The 14,842-nt window shown below is 65.6% G+C and carries 12 protein-coding genes; 10 read left to right on the top strand and 2 right to left on the bottom strand.

Annotation, left to right across the window (positions count from 1 at the left end):
• Positions 1–210: 210 nt before the first annotated feature.
• Positions 211–1,095 (bottom strand): MBL fold metallo-hydrolase, encoded by an 885-nt coding sequence (locus AC1RR3_RS08260; RefSeq protein WP_492821197.1) that lies wholly within the window; start codon positions 1,093–1,095, stop codon positions 211–213.
• Positions 1,096–1,883: 788 nt separating this feature from the next.
• Between AC1RR3_RS08260 and AC1RR3_RS08255 the strand changes: the two genes are divergently transcribed.
• The 10 genes from AC1RR3_RS08255 to AC1RR3_RS08210 all read left to right on the top strand — a co-directional run bounded on the left by AC1RR3_RS08255 (position 1,884) and on the right by AC1RR3_RS08210 (position 14,407).
• Positions 1,884–4,214 (top strand): mechanosensitive ion channel domain-containing protein, encoded by a 2,331-nt coding sequence (locus AC1RR3_RS08255; protein WP_492821195.1) that lies wholly within the window; start codon positions 1,884–1,886, stop codon positions 4,212–4,214.
• A gap of 102 nt (positions 4,215–4,316) precedes the next feature.
• A complete protein-coding gene (locus AC1RR3_RS08250) occupies positions 4,317–5,315 on the top strand; it encodes a Bug family tripartite tricarboxylate transporter substrate binding protein (protein ID WP_492821193.1) in 999 nt (332 codons plus the stop codon).
• A 357-nt stretch (positions 5,316–5,672) separates the two neighbouring features.
• Positions 5,673–7,268 carry an NAD-dependent malic enzyme gene (locus AC1RR3_RS08245; RefSeq protein WP_492821442.1) on the top strand — a complete coding sequence of 532 codons (1,596 nt, stop codon included), beginning with the start codon at positions 5,673–5,675 and terminating at the stop codon, positions 7,266–7,268.
• Positions 7,269–7,496: 228 nt separating this feature from the next.
• Positions 7,497–7,889, top strand: a complete 393-nt coding sequence (locus AC1RR3_RS08240; RefSeq protein WP_247504690.1) for a BlaI/MecI/CopY family transcriptional regulator — start codon at positions 7,497–7,499, stop codon at positions 7,887–7,889.
• Positions 7,886–10,405: a M56 family metallopeptidase gene (locus AC1RR3_RS08235; RefSeq protein ID WP_492821191.1), complete on the top strand. Its 2,520-nt coding sequence runs from the start codon at positions 7,886–7,888 to the stop codon at positions 10,403–10,405. Before AC1RR3_RS08240 ends, AC1RR3_RS08235 begins: the two co-directional genes overlap by 4 nt.
• Before the next feature lie 171 nt (positions 10,406–10,576).
• Positions 10,577–12,028 (top strand): DUF1800 domain-containing protein, encoded by a 1,452-nt coding sequence (locus tag AC1RR3_RS08230; protein ID WP_492821189.1) that lies wholly within the window; start codon positions 10,577–10,579, stop codon positions 12,026–12,028.
• A gap of 2 nt (positions 12,029–12,030) precedes the next feature.
• Complete coding sequence (locus AC1RR3_RS08225; protein ID WP_492821187.1) at positions 12,031–13,281, top strand: DUF1501 domain-containing protein; 1,251 nt, start codon at positions 12,031–12,033, stop codon at positions 13,279–13,281.
• Between the two features lie 30 nt (positions 13,282–13,311).
• The gene (locus AC1RR3_RS08220) at positions 13,312–13,479 is read left to right on the top strand and encodes a hypothetical protein (RefSeq protein ID WP_492821185.1); all 168 of its coding nucleotides are present in this window, start codon (positions 13,312–13,314) and stop codon (positions 13,477–13,479) included.
• A gap of 152 nt (positions 13,480–13,631) precedes the next feature.
• Complete coding sequence (locus AC1RR3_RS08215; protein WP_492821183.1) at positions 13,632–14,147, top strand: septal ring lytic transglycosylase RlpA family protein; 516 nt, start codon at positions 13,632–13,634, stop codon at positions 14,145–14,147.
• A 104-nt stretch (positions 14,148–14,251) separates the two neighbouring features.
• On the top strand, positions 14,252–14,407 hold the full coding sequence (locus AC1RR3_RS08210) for a hypothetical protein (protein WP_492821181.1): 156 nt from the start codon (positions 14,252–14,254) through the stop codon (positions 14,405–14,407).
• Between the two features lie 22 nt (positions 14,408–14,429).
• On the opposite strand, the gene AC1RR3_RS08205 is transcribed toward AC1RR3_RS08210, so the two are convergent.
• The gene (locus AC1RR3_RS08205; protein ID WP_492821179.1) at positions 14,430–14,735 is read right to left on the bottom strand and encodes a hypothetical protein; all 306 of its coding nucleotides are present in this window, start codon (positions 14,733–14,735) and stop codon (positions 14,430–14,432) included.
• Between the last annotated feature and the right edge of the window lie 107 nt (positions 14,736–14,842).

Raw genomic sequence — 14,842 nt, 5'->3', positions numbered from 1 at the left:
GACCCGTCGGGCAAAACAGGGGTATGGTGTCATCATCGCGACGTTGCCGTCTCCGCCCTTCACCTCGCCCCGCTTGCGGGGAGAGGTCGGATTGCATCGAAGATGCAATCCGGGTGAGGGGGACTCTCCGCGAATCCGACTGTCACCGTCCTTGCGGAGACTCCCCCTCACCCCGACCCTCTCCCCGCAGGCGGGGAGAGGGAAAAGAGCTCAATAGCCGCGGCCCCACCAGTAGCAGAAGCGCTCGACATTGGCGGGAAGGCTCGTCTCGTAATTCGCCCATTTCTCGTATTTCGGCAGCTTCACGTCCTTCATCGCGGTGTCGAAGCATTTGCCTGAATCCGCCGCCTTCTTCACCTCGGCCGAGAGGTCCTCCATGTAGGCGATGTCGTCCTCGACGTCCTTCTTGGTGCCGAAGCGGCCGCCGGCATAGGGATGGCCGGGGATCATCCGCTCCCAGTCGAGCGACGCCAGCTTTTTCAGCGAGGCGATGTATTCGAGCGGCGAAGCGTTGTCGGGAATGTTGCGGAACTGGACCGATTCGATCGGCGCGAAGTCGACCACGAACACGATCTTCTCCTTCGGCAGCCGCATCACCAGCGAATTGTCGGAATGGTTGCGACCGACATAGTTCAGCTCCAGCGTGGTACCGCCGAGCGTGATGGCCTTCTTGTCATCGACCACCTGGTCCGGCATCACGATGTCGGCGAGCAGTGAATTCTGCTTCTTCAGCTCGAGCAGGCGCTCCTTGGTGCGGCGGTGGGCGATGAAGGTGGCGCCGAGATCCTTGAACGGCTGGCCGCCGGCGATGTGATCGTAATGGTGGTGGCTGTAGACGACGTATTTGATCGGCTGGTCGGTGACTGCCTTGATCGCGTCGATATAGGGTTTTGCCGGCCGCAGATACGAGATCGGATCGGTCGCGATCACGCCCTTCGGCGTCACTACGAACATCGACTGATGGCCGCCATAGCGGAAGATGTAGACGTTGTCGGTGCCGTCGACTTTCCTGGTCGAGGTCTGCGGCGGGGTCTGCGCGAACGCTGAACCGGTCGCGAGGGCCGCGACAATTGCGATGCAAAATGATGCTTTCATCTCTGGCTTTCTGGAAAAGGGGGAGGCGGGAGCGACGAGTATGCTCTTCGAGACAAACGCTGCGTCGAGGGATTTATTCCGCTGCTTCACGCGGCCAATCTGTCGCGGGAACGGATGGAACGTGTCTGCAAATGTGATTTGAAAGCCATTGATCCCGCTTGACAGTTTTATGTCACAGGAGGACCATGCTGACGGTCGCGAATACGCGACGCGCAACGTCCACATCGTGAGCAAGGGGAGGTCTATGACTCCACCTCCGCAAATCCAGCCGCGTTAAGTGCGATGGAGCTCGTTCGGACTATCGCATAGCGGCAGAAACCGCGAACGGCACGCCGGGTACAGGTTTAGAGGGCTGCATCAGTGTGGCATAGCCCCTACCTGCCCGGCGCTGTGCGTTTTGGGGCGTGCTGCGTATGAGATCTGGAAGTTGCTGGACGAGTCCGGCCTGCATGGTTCGAGACGCCCGCGTTGCGGGCTCCTCACCATGAGGATCTCGAATCTCGATGAAGGTCTGGAAATCTCGCCCCACAGCACGACCTCATCCTGAGGGCCCGCCGCAGGCGGGCGTCTCGAAGGATGCGCCGCGAGCGAACTTCCCGCCAACTGCGAATGGCCACGAAGGCCTGCGGTTCCCGACCTGCGGCAAATGCCAAGAGATGGTCGCCTCATCGGCAAACTTCCGACACAGGACGCGGGCGAATAACCCCCTATCCGACATGACGCATGCGCTGCGGCGGTGACTCCTCCGATTCCGCCGTGGCGCATCTATTTTTTCCAAGGAATCCTTCGTGTCGCATAAGCTTGCTCCGGCGCTTCTCGCAGCGTTCTTCCTCGCCATCTTCTCTCTCTCCCCAGCCCGTGCCGAGCCGGCTGCGCCTGCCGTCGGCAACGCTGCCGCGCTGTCGCCCGACGAGGCCAAACGCGCGCTGGAGACCCTTCAGGACGACAAGAAGCGCGCGCAGATGATCGACACGCTGCGCGCTATCGCGAATGCATCAGGCCCGCAACAGCCTGCGCCCGAGCCGAAATCGCCGATCCCGCTCTCGGCCGACGGTCTCGGCGCGCAGCTGCTGCTCACGGTGTCGGAGGAGATCGGCGAGATCTCGGGCGAGATTGCCGACATGGCGCGAACGCTCACGCATTTTCCGGCGTTCTATTACTGGATCATGCGCACCGCGAACGATCCGGCGGCCTACAATCTCCTGATCGAGATCGCCTGGAAGCTGGCGCTGGTGCTCGGCTGCGCGCTTGCGGCCGAGTGGGTGATCTTCCGCCTGATCCGGCGTCCGGTCGCCTTCCTGGAAGGGCGCATGCCGCAAACCGCGCGCCTGCCGGCGCAGGCGCTGCCCGTTGCCGATCCGCCGTCATCGGTGGCCGATGTCACCCCCGCGCCCGACCTGCACAGGCGGCGCCACAACCTGGCGCGGATCTGGCAAGTGATGCTGCGGCTGCCCTTCGTGCTGGGGCGCCTCCTGCTCGAACTGCTTCCCGTGTTTGTCCTCATGGGCGTTGCATCGGCGCTGCTCGGGACCGAGATTGGCCAGCCCACGACCGTCCGCCTCGTGATCCTTGCGGTCGTGAACGCCTATGCTTTCTCGCGCGGGCTGATCTGCGTCGTCCGCGCGCTGGCGGGGCCGTTCGGCCTGTTTCCGGTTCGCCCCGAGACCGCGGCCTATATCGAGATCTGGGCGCGGCGCATCGTCGGTGTCGGTGTCTCCGGCATCGCCTTCGCCAATGTGGCGCTGCTGCTCGGCCTGCATCGCGCCGGTTATGCCGCGCTGCTGCGCATGGTGATGCTGGTCGTGCATCTCTTCGTCGTCGTCATCATCCTGCAATGCCGCCGCCAGGTCGCCGACGCCATTCGCGCGCCTGCGGACCGGCAGGGGATCGCAGCGCGCCTGCGCAACCGCATTGCCGGCGGCTGGCATTATCTTGCCATCGCGCTCGATCTTGCGCTGTGGGCGGTGTGGGCGCTCAACATCCGCAACGGCTATGCGCTGCTGCTGCAATATTTCGTCGGCACCATCGCCGTGGCGCTGATCACGCGCGTCGCCATCATGCTGACGCTCGGCCTGATCGACCGCGGCTTCCGCATCAAGCCGGAGATCCTCCAGCGCTTTCCGGGACTGGAGGTCCGGGCCAACCGCTATCTGCCGCTGCTGCGCAGGATCGTGTCCGGCGTGATCGCCTTCATCAGCTTCGTGGCCGTGCTCGAAGTCTGGGGCGTGGATGCCATCGTCTGGTTTTATGGCGGCCAGATCGGAGGGCGGTTGATTTCGGCGGTGGTGACGATCGGCGTCGCCGTGTTCATCGCGGCCGCGATCTGGGAGGCCAGCAACGCACTGCTGGACCGCCAGATCAATACGCTGTCGCGGGACGGCCACTATGCCCGTGCCGCTCGCCTGCGCACCTTCCAGCCGATGCTGCGCACCGCCTTGCTCTGCCTGATCGCCACCGTCGTCGGCCTCACGGCGCTGAGCGAGATCGGCGTCAATGTCGCCCCGCTGCTCGCGGGCGCCGGCATCGTCGGTATCGCGATCGGCTTCGGTTCGCAAAAGCTGGTTCAGGATCTCATCACCGGTCTGTTCCTGCTGCTGGAGAACACGGTGCAGGTCGGCGACAATGTCAGCGTCTCCGGACTCTCCGGGGTGGTCGAGAACGTCTCGATCCGCACCATTCGCCTGCGCGCCGGTGACGGCGCCGTGCACATCGTGCCGTTCAGCGCGGTGACGACCATCACCAATGCTAGTCGCGGCGCCGGCAATGCCTCCGTCAGCGTCAACGTCGCCTACAAGGAGGACACCGATCGCGCCGGCCAGATCCTCAAGGACATCGTCGAGGAGATGCGCCGCGAGCCGGACTTCCGCGCCCTGATCCGCGGCGACCTCGAACTCTGGGGCATCGACAAGGTCGACGGCGCCATGGTGTCGATCGTCGGCCAGATCCGCTGCACCGAGGCCGGCCGCTGGCCGGTGCAGCGCGAGTTCAACCGCCGCATGAAGCAGCGCTTCCAGCAGAATGGCATCGAGGTCGCCTCCGCCACCCAGACCATCCTGATGCACGTCGCGCCGCCGGCAGATCATGCCGCAAACCTCACGCCGCGGCGCGCGGCCGGATAGCGGGCCGGTCAACTTACCGCTTGCCTCCACGCACCCGGCATCGTTCACTCCAGCTCCAGCCCGCTGACAACATGCGGGCGGCAAAAAGGGTGGGAGAGACTGATGCGGGGGCTGTGGGCCGGATTGCGCGGTCATGTGATTGTCGCATGCGCGTTGATTGGATGTGCGGCGGGGACCGCGCCAGCAAGCGGCCAATCGTTTCCATCGCGCCCCATCACCCTTGTGGTGCCGTTCGCGGCGGGCGGCCCGACCGACACGCTGGCCCGGATCCTGTCCGAACGGATCGCCGCCGAGCTGCACACCACGGTCGTGGTCGAGAACGTCGCCGGCGCCTCCGGCAGCATCGCAGGCGCCCGCGTCGCGCGCGCGACGCCCGACGGCACGACGATCACGATCGGCCATTGGGGCACCCATGTACTCAACGGCGCAATCTTCAAGCTGCCTTATGATGTGATCGCCGATTTCGAGCCGGTCGCGACGATCGCGATGGGGACGCAGCTCATCGTCGGCCGCAAGTCGCTCGAGGCGAACAACCTGAAAGAGATGATCGCGTGGCTGAAAGCCAATCCCGGCAAGGCCACTGCCGGGACGGCCGGCGCGGGGACCGGCGCCCATGTCGCCGGCGTCTTCTTCAAGGAGAAGACCGGCACCGACTTCCAGTTCGTGCCCTATCGTGGTGCTGGCCCTGCGATGATCGATCTCGTCGCCGGCCAGATCGACATCATGTTCGACCAGGCCTCGAACTCGATACAGCAGTACAAGAACGGGGCGATCAAGGCGTTCGCGGTGACCTGGCCGACGCGGCTTGCTTCCGCGCCCGATATTCCGACCGTCGACGAGGCGGGCCTGCCGGGCCTCTACATCTCCTACTGGCACGGCATCTGGGCACCGAAGAACACGCCGAAGGAGATCGTCACGAAGCTCAACGCGGCGATCGTCGCGGTGCTCGCCGACCCATCCGTGAAGCAGCGCTTCGGCGAATTGGGGCAGGAGATTCCGCCCGCCGATCAGCAATCGCCCGCAGGGCTCGCTGCCTTCCAGAAAGCCGAGACCGAGAAGTGGTGGCCGATCGTGAAGGCCGCGGACATCAAGCCGGAGTAGAGCGGCGCCACAAGCGCTTCTCCTCATCCTGAGGAGGCCGCGTAGCGGCCGTCTCGAAGGATGGCCGCAGGCGGGATAGGAGCCTTCATGGTTCGAGACGGCGCTTGTGCGCCTCCTCACCATGAGGGGAAAGACTGGCTTTTCCGCGTTAACCTTTTCGCACACGCAATTGCTTGTTCTCGCGCAAATCTCGCTGCGGTGCGAGATCACAATCGATGCGCGGGGTGCTACGTCCTTGATATCGGGGGAGCGGTGGCCGACAATGGCTGCGGTTCAATAAGAAACTCCTTGGGGGAATTCGTGAATAGACCTGCCCGGGTCGTTGCCCAGCCGACATCGTCCGATCAATCGCATGGCATGGCGCTGTTGCGCGATCCCTTGCTCAACAAAGGCACCGCCTTCACCGAAGCGGAGCGCGATGCGCTCGGCTTGCGCGGCCTGCTGCCGCCCTGCGTGCTGACGATGGAGACACAGGTCGAGCGCGTGCTCGTCAATCTGCGCACGCTGCCGACCGACCTCGAAAAATTCGTCGCGCTGAACGCGCTGCATGACCGCAACGAGGCGCTGTTCTTCCGCGTCGTCGTCGACAATATCGACGAGATCCAGCCGATCATCTACACCCCGACGGTCGGGCTCGCCTGCCAGAAATTTGGCCTGATCTACCAGCGGCCGCGCGGCATGTTCATCTCCTCGCGCGATCGCGGCCAGATCGCCGACATTCTGAAGAACTGGCCCAATCCCGCAAAACTCATCGTCGTGACCGACGGCGAGCGCATTTTGGGACTTGGCGATCTCGGTGCCAACGGAATGGGTATTCCGGTCGGAAAGCTGTCGCTCTATTCGGCCTGCGCCGGCGTGCATCCCGAGCATTGCCTGCCTGTCGTGCTCGACGTCGGCACCAACAATGAAGAGCTGCTGAACGACCCCTATTATCTCGGCCTGCGCGAGCGCCGGCTCACCGGCGAGGCCTATGACAGCTTCGTCGACGAGTTCATGCAAGCGGCGCGAAAGACGTTTCCGGGTGTGCTGATCCAGTTCGAGGATTTCGCCAATCACTCCGCGTTCAAGCTGCTGCACAAATACCGGGATGAGACCTGCGTCTTCAACGACGACATCCAGGGCACCGCGGCGGTGGCGCTCGCTGGCCTGTTTTCGGCGTTGCGCGTCAACGGCGGCAAGCTGAAGGACCAGAAAATCCTGTTCCTCGGGGCAGGGGAGGCCGCGACCGGCATCGCCGATCTCGTGGTCTCCGCGATGATGGCGGAGGGCGCCTCCGAAGCCGAGGCGCTCCGGCGCAACTGGCTGGTGGATTCCCGTGGCCTCGTCGTCAGCGGCCGTGACGGCCTCCATGGCCACAAGCTCCGCTATGCCCATACCGATCAGGCGCCGATTGCCGACTTCCTCACCGCGATCAGGACGCTGAAGCCGACGGCGATCATCGGCGTTGCCGCGGTCGGCGGCGCCTTCACGCCCGAGGTGCTCAAGGCGATGGCCGAGCTCAACGAACAGCCGATCGTGTTCGCGCTCTCCAATCCGACCTCGAAGGCCGAGTGCTCGGCGGAAGATGCCTATCGCTACACCGAGGGCCGTGCGCTGTTCGCCTGCGGCAGCCCCTATGATCCGGTGAAGCTCAACGGCCGCACCTTCGTGCCGCGCCAGGGCAACAACTCCTACATCTTCCCGGGCGTCGGTCTCGGCGTCATCGCCAGCCGTTCGCGATTGGTGACGGACGAGATGTTCATGGCGGCCGCCCATACGCTGGCCGATTGCGTCGGCAAGGAGGATCTCGCGCAGGGCAGCCTCTATCCGGCGCTGCCGCGCATCCGCGAGGTCTCGGCCCGCATCGCCGTTGCGGTGGCGGATGTCGCCTACCAGCGCGGGCTGGCGGACGGACCGGCGCCGAACGATGTGAAGGGCCTGGTGCAGTCGCAGATGTACGAGCCGAAGTACTGAGGGCTCCCTCACCGTCATGGCCGGGCTTGTCCCGGCCATCCACGCCTTGCCGGGTGGTACGAAGAACGTGGATGCCCGGGACAAGCCCGGGCATGACGGCCCGCCTGAGCAATTCCCATTAGGTCAGCCCCCGCCGCCATTTCCTCCGGAATCGCCGTTGCGCGGCGCGGACCTATATGCGACGATCTGTAACGTTACAAGAAACCTCAATCCGCAAGGTCAGATACCATGGACGATCGTTTGCCCGAACTCGGCGACCTCGAGCACGAGGTCATGCAATTGGTTTGGGCCCATGGTCCTGTCACGGCCGAAATCGTGCGGGAGCGGCTGTCGCGGCGTCTGAAGGAATCCACGGTGCGTACGGTGCTGCGCCGGCTCGAGGAAAAGGGCTATGCTAACCACACCGTGGACGGACGTACCTATGTCTACCACGCCGCCGAAGAGCGCTCGCGGGTTGCGGCCAAGGCGGTGCAGCGCATCGTCGACTGGTTCTGCAACGGCTCGATGGAAGAGGTCCTCGTCGGCATGGTGGACAATGCGATGCTCGACCAGCAGCAATTGCGCACGCTGGCCGACCAGGTGGCCAAGGCGAAGAAGGCGAGAGGAGTGAAGAAAGAATGATCGCAACTCTGGCTGAGGCGGCGCTGCGCTCCTTTGTGCTGGGAGGCGTCGTCTGGTTCGGTCTCACCCTGTTTCGCGTGCGCAATCCGCACGTTCACATGACGGCCTGGGTCGTCGTGCTCGTGGCCTCGCTCGCGATGCCGTTCGTGATGCATTGGCCGACGCTCACCATCGATCGGCTGCCTCTGTCCGTGCCGGTGCCGGACGAATTGTGGCCGGCCGATATCTCGATGCTGGAGACGTCGCAGCCTGCGCTGCCGATCGCGCCCGGTGCGGCCGTCGCGCCGCCCGTGAAAAACGTCGTCTCGATCAATTGGTGGCTGCTTGCCACGATCGTCTATGCCGGCGTCGCCGGCCTGTTGCTGCTGCGGCTTGCGATCGGCCTCGGCCTGACCTGGCGGCTGGCGCGCGCGGCCAAGCCGATGCAGGGCCCGCAGATGATCGACGCCGACGTGCGCGTCAGCCGCGATGTCGGCGGCCCCGTCACCTTCGGCTCGACCATTCTGGTGCCGCCGCAATTTTCCGGCTGGGACGCCAAGAAGCGCCTCGCGGTGCTCGCGCATGAAGGCGCCCATGTCGCCAACCGCGATTTCTACGTCCTCCTGCTCGCGGCGCTCAACCGCGCGGTGTTCTGGTTCAGCCCGTTCTCGTGGTGGCAGCTCGCGCGCCTTGCCGAGCTCGCCGAGATCATCAGCGACGCGCAGGCGATCGAGGTGATCGACGACCGGCTGTCCTACGCGGAAATCCTGCTCGATTTTGCCAGCAGCGTAAAACCGCGCTCCGTGGAGCTCGCGATGGCGCGGGCCTCGACCGTGCGCGCCCGCGTCGAGCGCATCATCGCGGCTGCCGCGCTGCCCGTCGCGGTCGGCTGGCGCAAGCGGCTGTGGATCGCGGCAGCGATCGTTCCGGTCGTGGTCGTGTCCGCCGGCATGATTGCCTATCGCACGCCGGACCCTGCGCCCGGCATCGCCGATAGCGGCGAGGTGCCGGCCCAGCATTACCGCCCCTTCGTCAATTTCTATGCCATGGGCCCGTCCTCGGTGTTTGCGATCTTCCGCGAAGGCGACGAGCTCTACGGTCAGCTCACCGGGCAGCGCAAATTGCGTCTGACGGTCGGCAGCGACGGCACCGCGTCCTACCCTGCTTCGTCCGGCGAGATCACCTTTCCGCTGGATGCCGAGCGCCGCTCCGCCGGGCTGACGCTGCGCATGAACGGCCGCGACATCCGCGCGGTTCGCGTCGCCGAGATGCCGACGGCGGCGGCCGATTCCGCCGCGCTCGATCAATATGTCGGCTGGTACAGGGTGGCGCCGAACCGCGTGCTCACCGTGCGCCGCGACGGCGATCGTCTTCAGGTGCAGGAAACCGTGCAGGGCCGGGCGACGCTCCTCACGGAGGGGGCCGACGTCTTCTCGATCCACGGCGAGAACCTCCTGATCTTCCTGCGCGACGAGCAAGCCAAGGTCTCGCGCGTGCTGGTCCAGAACGCGGTCTTTGGTGCCCGTCTCGCGCCGCGGATCGATGCGGCGCTGGCGCAGGCGATCGAGGCCGACTTCGCGCGCCGTGTCGCGGAAGTGCCGGATCGTTTCCGCGAGCAGGTTCCGGTCGCGGGCGGCAAGGACATGATCCTGCGCGGGATCGAGGATATGCGCCGCGGCACGCCGAACTACGATCGCATGAGCGCGCCGCTGGCTGCCAAGATCCAACGTCAGCTCAATGAAACGCAGGCGACGTTCGTGGCGCTCGGCGCGGTCGAGTCGATCTTCTTCCGTGGCGTCGGGCCCGGCGGCTACGACATCTACGGCGCCAAGTTCGACAACGGCACCGCCGAATTCCGTCTGCTGCTCGAGCCCGACGGCAAGGTCGGTGACGTGCTGTTCCGGGCCGACGGCAATGACGAGCTCGGCGGCATCGTGCCCTGCACGGATGAGGCGAATGTGCGCGGCCGCGCCGGCACCTCGCCGATCCGGATCATGGTCTACAACGAGATGGGCGAGGACATCCGCGTCTTCAATCTCGATGCCGACGGCAATCGCAAGAGCCAGAGCGTGGTGAGGTCCAACATGAGCTGGGCCGTGACGACCACCGTGAACAATCCCTGGGTGATTGCCGACAAGTCCGGACGTTGCCTCGAGGTCCTGGTGCCGGGCCGGCAGACGCGCTTCCACAATGTCGAGGCTTCGAACATCGGCGCAAAGCCGGGACGCGCGGCACGCCGCGCCGTTCCGATCGCCAATGGCGAGGAGATGCTGCGCAGCTATATCGAGGGGCTCGGCAAGGGCCAGCCGGATTACGAGCACATGACGCCTGAGGTCGCCGACATCACGCGCCAGCAGCTTCCGTTCGACCAGGCGATCCTGGCGAAGCTTGGCACGCTGCGTGCGGTCTCGTTCCGCGGCGTCACCGCGCTCGACAGCGACATCTACATCGCCCAGTTCGCCAACGGGTCGGCGGAATGGCGCATCGGTGTCAGGAACGGCACGATCACCAAGATCGCGCTCGGGCCCAACTTCTAGGATCGTCGCGGCCGTTCGTTCGCCGCGTCGGATGGGCGGCTGCCGATACCCGGACGGGACCTCTCAATCTCCGCTTGCCGGGCCGCGCTCTAAGTGTTACGTTGTGTAGCATTACGGTTCGTAGCCTCGCCGGCGTGCCGCCGGCAGGCGCGAGAGAATTGGGCGTTCGCGATGAGCAATCCTGCAAAGGCCGCTTCTGTGCTGGCACTTCATCGCTTCGGCATGGGGCCGCGGCCGGGATCGATTGCGGCACTCGGCACCGACCCGCGCGGCGCGCTGATCGCCGAGCTCGACCGGCCGCTCACGCTGACCGCCGCCGCCGTCCTTCCCACCAGCGCAAAGGCGTACCGCACGGTTGCCGACGCCAATGCGCGGCGCGCGGCGCGCGCCAAGCAGGCGCAGTTGCAGGCGAAGAAGCAGCAGGTGGCGGCCGCGCCGGTCATGTCGGAAGACCAGACGCAAGGTCAGGCCCAGGACAAGGACGCCGCCGAGATGGCGGCCAAGCAGGCGGCTGAAGCCGTGCCCGATCCCGGACGGCCGATCTATCTGCAGGAAGCCAAGCTGCGCACCGAAGCCGCGCTCGCCGCCGACATTGGCTTTGCCGAGCGGCTGGTGTGGTTCTGGTCCAATCATTTCTGCATCTCGGCCTACAAGATCCAGAGCATGTCGGGGGCTTACGAACGTGAGGCCGTTCGCGCCAATGCGCTCGGCCATTTCGTCGACCTGCTGCAGGCCGTCGAGGGCCATCCGGCGATGCTGTTCTATCTCGACAATCTCGGCTCGATGGGCGCGAACTCGATCGCCGGCATCAACCGCAGCCGCGGCCTCAACGAGAACATCGCGCGCGAAATCATGGAGCTGCATACGCTCGGTGTGCGCACCGGCTACACCCAGGACGACGTGATCAGCTTTGCCAATGTGCTGACGGGATGGACGCTTGTGCCGCCCGGCGACAATCCCGAGCACGGCGGCGAATTCACCTTCAATCCGCGGCTGCACGAGCCCGGCGGGCAGACCGTGCTCGGCAAGCGCTACGAGCAGGAGGACGTCGAGCAGGGCCGCGCCGTTCTGCGCGATCTCGCCGCGCATCCGGCGACGGCAACCCATGTCGCCACCAAGCTCGCACGGCATTTCGTCGCCGACGAGCCGCCGCCGGCGCTGGTCGAGCAGATGGCGAAGACCTTTCGCGACACCGAGGGCGATCTCAAGCAGGTCGCGATCGCGATGGTGTCGTCGGACGATGCCTGGCGCGGGCCGCCGTCAAAACTGAAGCGTCCGAGCGAATGGGGCATCGGCATGGTGCGCGCGACCGGCATCACGACCGTCGATCCCGTCCGCTTCACCGGCGGCCAGGAGCTGCTCGGCGAAGGGCTGTGGCGGCCGTCGGCGCCCAAGGGCTATCCGGATGATGAGGCGAGCTGGATCGACGGCATCGGCCGGCGGCTCGACATCGCCAACAATTTCGCCGAACGCGTGGCGGCCACGGCCGATCCGCAAGTGATCATCGAGGATGTCTTCGCATCGGAGATATCGCCCGAGGTGAAGCAGGCGGTCGGCCGCGCCGAGAGCCGGCAGCAGGCGCTGGCGCTGCTGTTCATGTCGGCGGATTTTCAGAGGAGGTGAGCATGGGCTTTGACCATCATCTGCCCACGCGGCGCGAGCTTCTGGTCGGCTCCGGCGCGCTGTTCGCATGGAGCCAGATGCCGCGGATCGCGCGCGCCGAAGGCCGCGATCCGCGCCTGCTCGTCATCGTCCTGCGCGGCGCGCTCGATGGCCTGGGTGCGGTTGCGCCGGTCGGCGATCCCGACTGGATCTCCCTGCGCGGCGATCGCGCGCTGCTGCTGGACGGCAAGCCGCCGGCGTTGCCGCTCGATGCCTTCTTCGCGCTCAATCCAGCGATGCCGAACCTGCACCGCCTCTACAGAGGCGGCAAGGCCGCAATCGTCCATGCGGCCGCGACGCCGTATCGCGAGCGCTCGCATTTCGACGGCCAGGACGTGCTGGAGAGCGGGTTCACCAGGCCCGGTGCGACCGCATCGGGATGGCTCAACCGCGCGCTGCTCGCGATGGAATCGGGCGGCCGTGTCGATCCGCGCGGCAGCCGCGCGCTGGGCATCGGCTCGGTGACGCCACTGGTGGTGCGCGGCTCGGCGCCTGTGATGACGTGGGTGCCGCAAAAACTCCTGCCGGCGAGCGAGGATACGCAGAACCGGCTGCTCGACCTCTACCAGCACACTGATCCCAAGCTTGCGACCGTGCTCCAGGCGCGCATGAAGCTCGCCTCGCTCGGCGGTGCGCCCGGCACCGGCGATCCGATGTCGGACGATCCGACATTGATGCCGCCCGGCATCGCGCGCGTGCGCGCCTATTTTGCCGAAGCCGCCGGCACGGCTGCGCGCTATCTCGCCAAGCCCGACGGCCCGCGCGTCGGCGCGATGGGCTTTGTCGGCTGGGATACCCACATCGCCGAAGGCGCGGCCTCGGGCCAGCTCTACAATCTGCTCGGCGCGCTCGACGGCGCGTTTGCCGCGATCGAAAGCAACATGGGCGAGGTGTGGGGCGAGACGGTGGTCGCGGTCGTCACCGAATTCGGCCGCACCGCGCGCATCAACGGCACGCAAGGGACAGACCATGGCACCGGCACGGTCGCCTTCCTCATCGGCGGCGGGCTATCAGGCGGCCGCGTCATCGCGGACTGGCCGGGCCTGAAGCCGGCGCAATTGTTCGAGGATCGCGATCTCAAGCCGACCACGGACTTGCGCGCCGTGCTGAAGGGCCTGCTCAGGGACCATCTGCGTGTGGATGAGAAGGTGCTCGCCGAGGCGGTCTTCCCGGGCAGCGCCGACGTCAAACCGATGGGCGGCCTCGTCGGCTGACGGCGCGGCGCTCGCGACAGGATCGGGTTCATGATGTGCACACTGACACAGCGGGAGCTCGACTTTCTCGCCAGCCTGAAAACCGGTTGGCGGCGGCTCTATCGGCGCGAGCTGATGCGGCTCATCAGGGGCGAGGCCGATCCGGACGATGCTCAGGCAGAGGCGCGTCCGATCCTCTGGCGCGTCGTATCGGGCTGATATTTCGCTGATCTGTCTCGATTCAGGACAGGCCACTGTGGTGGAATCGCCACAGCTCGCGCGAAACGGCCGCGGCCTCAGGCCTGCTTTCCTTCAGCCAAGGTTCTGCCCCGATTGCCCACCGAAACTCAGGGTTGTTCGGAGGGCGCATCATGTCTCGCATTGCAAGTGCCGAAACTGCAGGGATCTCGCTGGCAACCTCGAGCCGGTTGCTGCTCGCCATCGTCGGTGCAGCCTCGCTCGCCGCCTGTGCACAATCGCCGGTCGGTCGTCAGAAGGCCGATCTTGGTACCAACCGGCAGGCAGCGGTCGAGCGGCCGCACAGGGTGGCGGCGCTGCATCCGCGGCCGATCAGCCGGGCGCGCATTCCCGACGGTGACGCCAAGCAGACCGCCGCGCATGGCGTCGCCAGCTTCTATTCGGATACGGAGACCGCGAGCGGCGAGAAGTTCGACAAGAACGAATTGACCGCGGCGCATCCGAGCCTGCCGTTCGGCACCAAGCTGCGCGTCACCGACGTTTCCTCGGGCCGCTTCGTCACCGTCAGGGTCAACGATCGCGGCCCCTTCGTTCGCGGACGCGTCGTCGACATCTCGCCGTCCGCGGCCGAGGCGCTCGGCATGGTCGACAAGGGTGTCGCCAATGTCCGGCTCGACGTGGTTCGGTAGGCCCGCGATTCATCGATCCGAGCCCCGCCGCTTAACCGGCTGTTAGCCGCTTCTCACGCACCATGGCTGCCCAAACAATTTGGGGCTTTTGGGGAGGCGGACGCTTGAACACGATCCAGTATCTCGAAGATCAGGCCGCGCGTGCCGAGCGGCTCGCCAAACGGATCACGGATACGCTGACGATCGAGAAGCTCCTGACCTTTGCCGGCGAACGTCGCCGCGAGATCGAGGTCATCGCCGCCAGGCGCCGACACGCATAGCTCCAATAAGCACGATACGCGGTCAGGTGTGGCCCTCGACGAAATCGCTGAGATAGTCGGGCAGCCTAATGCCGTCGATATCGCAGCGTGCGCGGATCTCGCCGGCGACATCGATCGAGATGTCCTTGGTCCAGTGCTCGAGCGTGTTGAACGAGATCACCTTGACGGGATCGTTGAAGCAGCCGGCGACGAGCTCGCCGATCGTGGCTTCGAGATCGCTCCGCTCGACGCGGATTTCGGTCGCCTTGTCGCGGCGATCGATCACCACGAACAGGGTCTGGTCTGCGCCATAGGGCACGACAGGGGATGGTACGCCAGCTTCAAGCATCTCAGACACTCACGCCTTGGCTTCCGATCCCCGTTAACGGGAAAAGCCGGACGAAGGTTCCTGCCGCGATGAGAAGCTGTGATAAGCGTGCAGTCCTGGCGCCTGCA

Source organism: Bradyrhizobium sp. GW821-FHT13H05 (assembly GCF_058804065.1).
This window is presented reverse-complemented; position numbering and strand designations above follow the sequence as displayed.